Here is a 3,439-nt window from a genome sequence, read left to right as displayed (position 1 = left end):
GCGCCTGGCACCGCCACGGCCTGCGCGGCAGGCCCGGCGACGCGCCCCCCTGAACACGTCAGTTGAGTGCGCGCCGGAGCTCGGCCAGGCGGCTGCTGGCGGCCTCGCGTTCCAGCACGTCCTCGGTGTGCGCGACGCAGACCTCCAGATCGGCCACCGCCAGCCGCACATCCCCCATCTCGGCCCAGGCCAGGCCCCGGGCGTGGTACTCGCCCCAGGCATCGGGCAGCAGAATGAGCAGGCGGTCGAGCACCGCGATCTGCCGCAACCAGTCGCGCTGCGAGCCGTAAACCTCCTTGAGGTTGCGCAGCATGCGCGCCAGGATGTCGCGCGCCGGCGCCGGCTGCAGGTACAGCCCCACCGGCACATCGAAATCGTCCACCAGGCCATTGCGGCGCTTGTAGGGCTCCAGCCGCTCGGACAGATCTTCGCGGCTGAGCGACTGGCCGCTGAACGGGTCGATCACCACCTGCCCATTGGGCAGGTTGACCTTGACCATGAAGTGCCCGGGAAAATTGACCCCGCGCGCCTTCAGGCCGATGCCCTGGGCCAGCTCCAGCCAGAGAATGGCCAGCGTGATGGGGATGCCCCGGCGCGTGCGCAGCACCGCGTTCAGGTAGCTGTTGTCCGGGTCGTAGTAGTTGTTGACGTTGCCGCCGAAGCCCAGGTCGCGGAAGAAGAACTGGTTGAGCGCGCGCAGGCGTTCGAGGTTGTCGTTCATCTGCACCGTGCGCCGCCGCAGGCGAGCCTGCAACTGGTCCACGTCGCCCAGCACCTGCTGCACATCCAGTTCGGGGTATTCATCCTGGGCGATGGACGCGGCCGCCTCCAGCAAGGGGATGCTGTCCTCATCGGCCACCAGGCTGGAAAAATAACCCAGGGGCGTGGTGGCGAAGCGTTCGAGGAAGGTCGTCATGGCGTTTCAGGCGGCGAACCGCTATTTTCTGACGAATTGGCGCAGGTTCAAACCCGACAGCGCCAGGGCGCCGAAGTAGATGAGCACCGCGCCCAGCACACACGCGGCCAGCGCCACGATGCGCAGCGCACGCCGGCCCTCGAAGGCGGTCCAGTCCAGGGACAGCGATGCCCAGCTCAGGAACACGGCCAGCAGCACGCCCGCGGCCACCACCTGCAGACCGAACCGTGCCCACCCGGGGGCCGGCCGGTAGGCGCCACGCCGGATCAGCCCCGTCAACAGCCAGCCGGCGTTGATCATGGCCCCCAGGCCAATGGCCAGCGCCAGCCCGGCATGTGCCAGCCAGGGCACGAACAGCAGGTTCATCAACTGGGTCAGCACCAGCACCACGATGGCAATCTTCACCGGTGTCCTGATGTCCTGGCGGGCATAGAAACCCGGCGCCAGCACCTTGATCGCCACCAGGCCCAGCAGGCCGGCACCATAGCCGGCCAGGGCCAGCGAGGTCTGGCGCACGTCGGTGACCGAAAAGGCCCCGTAGTGGTAGAGCACCGACACCAGCGGCCGGGAAAACGTCAGCAGCGCCACCGCACAGGGCACCGACAGCAGCACGACCAGACGCAGACCCCAGTCCAGCAGACCGCTGTAGCGCGCATCGTCGCCCGCAGTGCGGGCCGCCGCCAGTTGCGGCAACAGCACCACGCCCAGGGCCACGCCCAGCAGCGCGGTCGGGAACTCCATCAGGCGGTCGGCATAGGTCAGCCAGCTCACGCTGCCCGTGGCCAGGTGCGAGGCAATCTGGGTGTTGATCAGCAGGGAGATCTGGGCCACGCTCACCCCCAGCAGGGCCGGCACCATCAGGGTGGTGACGCGCCGGGTGCCCGGGTGGTCCCAGGCGGCCCGCAGGCTGCTCCAGCGCAGGCGCACACGCGGCAGCATGCCGATGCGCCGCAGGGCCGGGATCTGTACCCCCAGTTGCAGCAGCCCGCCCAGCATGACGCCACCGGCCATGGCGTAGATCGGCTCCAACCCCAGGCTGGCAAACCAGGGTGCGCCCTGCCAGGCCGCCAGAATCATGGCCACATTCAGCAGCACCGGCGTGGCCGCCGGCACCGCAAAACGCTTCCAGGTGTTGAGGATGCCCGCCGACAGCGCCACCAGCGACATGAAGGCGATGTAGGGGAACATCCAGCGCGTCAGCACCACCGCCGCCTCGAATCCGTGGGGATCCTGCTGCAGGCCCGCGGCCATGGCCCACACCAGCAGCGGCGCCGCGACCATGCCGAGCACACAGGTCAGCAGCAGCGCCGCGACCAGCACGGTGGCGATCTGGTCAACCATCTGGCGCGTCGCCGCATCGCCGTCCTTCTCGCGCACACTGGCCAGCACCGGCACAAAGGCCTGGCTGAAGGCGCCTTCGGCGAACAGCCGGCGCAACAGATTGGGGATCCGGAAAGCGACGTTGAAGGCGTCGGTCAGCGCACTCGCACCGAAGGTCGATGCCATGAGCAGCTCGCGCACCAGCCCGGTGATGCGCGAGGCCAGTGTGAGCAACGAGACGATGGAGGCGGATTTGAACAGGGACACCGGCGGAGTGTATGTCACGCCTTGTGCCACGGTGGCGGGACCGGGCCGGCAGGGGTATGCCTTTGCCTGCGGTGCGTGGTAGAATGCTCGGCTTTGCTGGCATCATCACAAACACGTAAAGGATTACTCACATGGCAACCAAGCCGAAGAAAAAGAACCCCCGTCTGGCGTCCGGCCGCAAGCGCGCACGCCAGAACGTCAAACTGAACGCCGCCAACAGCTCGCTGCGTTCCAAGTACCGCACGGCCGTCAAGAACGTCGAGAAGGCCGTCCTGGCCGGCGACAAGGCCAAAGCCACCGAACTGTTCGGCAAGATGCAGGCCGTCGTCGACACCATCGCCGACAAGGGCATCTTCCACAAGAACAAGGCTGCTCGCGACAAGAGCCGTCTGTCCGCCAAGGTCAAGGCCCTGGCCGCCGCCTGATTTCAGCGGCAACCGGCCTTCCCCGGCAGGCCGACAGCCCGGGTCCTGACGCAAGCACCAGGATCCGCCGTTTGAAACGGTGCGCTGCCAGCAAAAAAACCGAGAAAACCGCCGCGTCGCATGACCGGCGGTTTTTTCATGGCCGCGCCAGGCCTCGGCCAGCGCCCGGCCCCGGGGCACGCGCGCCCAGCCCTGATAATGTGGCGTCCGGTGGCGCTGCCCGAGCAGCGGCGCCGGCACGGTCTGCACATCGCCCGCCCACCGCCCCTGCCGTGGGACAGGCACCGAACTCCGTACCGGGACATGAGCCAGGAAGAGACATCCCCCGCCCCATCGACAGCACCGACGGCCGCCTCCGCCCCGCACGGGCCGTCGCTGGCCGGCCACACGCCCATGATGCAGCAGTATCTGGCCCTGAAGGCGGGCCATCCGAACACGCTGCTGTTCTACCGCATGGGCGATTTCTACGAGCTGTTCTACGGCGACGCCGAGAAGGCGGCCCGGCTGCTGG

At 68.0% G+C, this 3,439-nt stretch carries 4 protein-coding genes; 2 read left to right on the top strand and 2 right to left on the bottom strand.

Annotated features, from left to right (window positions below; genetic code table 11):
• Positions 1 to 58: 58 nt before the first annotated feature.
• The gene (locus PHQ87_RS10535; protein ID WP_300233734.1) at positions 59 to 916 is read right to left on the bottom strand and encodes a transglutaminase-like domain-containing protein; all 858 of its coding nucleotides are present in this window, start codon (positions 914 to 916) and stop codon (positions 59 to 61) included.
• A 21-nt stretch (positions 917 to 937) separates the two neighbouring features.
• Positions 938 to 2,503: a murein biosynthesis integral membrane protein MurJ gene (gene murJ, locus PHQ87_RS10530; protein ID WP_300233732.1), complete on the bottom strand. Its 1,566-nt coding sequence runs from the start codon at positions 2,501 to 2,503 to the stop codon at positions 938 to 940.
• Between the two features lie 131 nt (positions 2,504 to 2,634).
• Between murJ and rpsT the strand changes: the two genes are divergently transcribed.
• On the top strand, positions 2,635 to 2,928 hold the full coding sequence (gene rpsT / locus PHQ87_RS10525; protein WP_300233729.1) for a 30S ribosomal protein S20: 294 nt from the start codon (positions 2,635 to 2,637) through the stop codon (positions 2,926 to 2,928).
• 303 nt (positions 2,929 to 3,231) lie between these two features.
• On the top strand, positions 3,232 to 3,439 hold a 208-nt coding region (locus PHQ87_RS10520; protein WP_300233726.1), incomplete at its 3' end, for a hypothetical protein.

This window comes from Hydrogenophaga sp., assembly GCF_028698005.1.
Taxonomy (GTDB): domain Bacteria; phylum Pseudomonadota; class Gammaproteobacteria; order Burkholderiales; family Burkholderiaceae_C; genus Hydrogenophaga.
The sequence above is the reverse complement of the archived record's forward strand: the minus strand, read 5'-3'. Positions and strand labels throughout refer to the sequence as shown.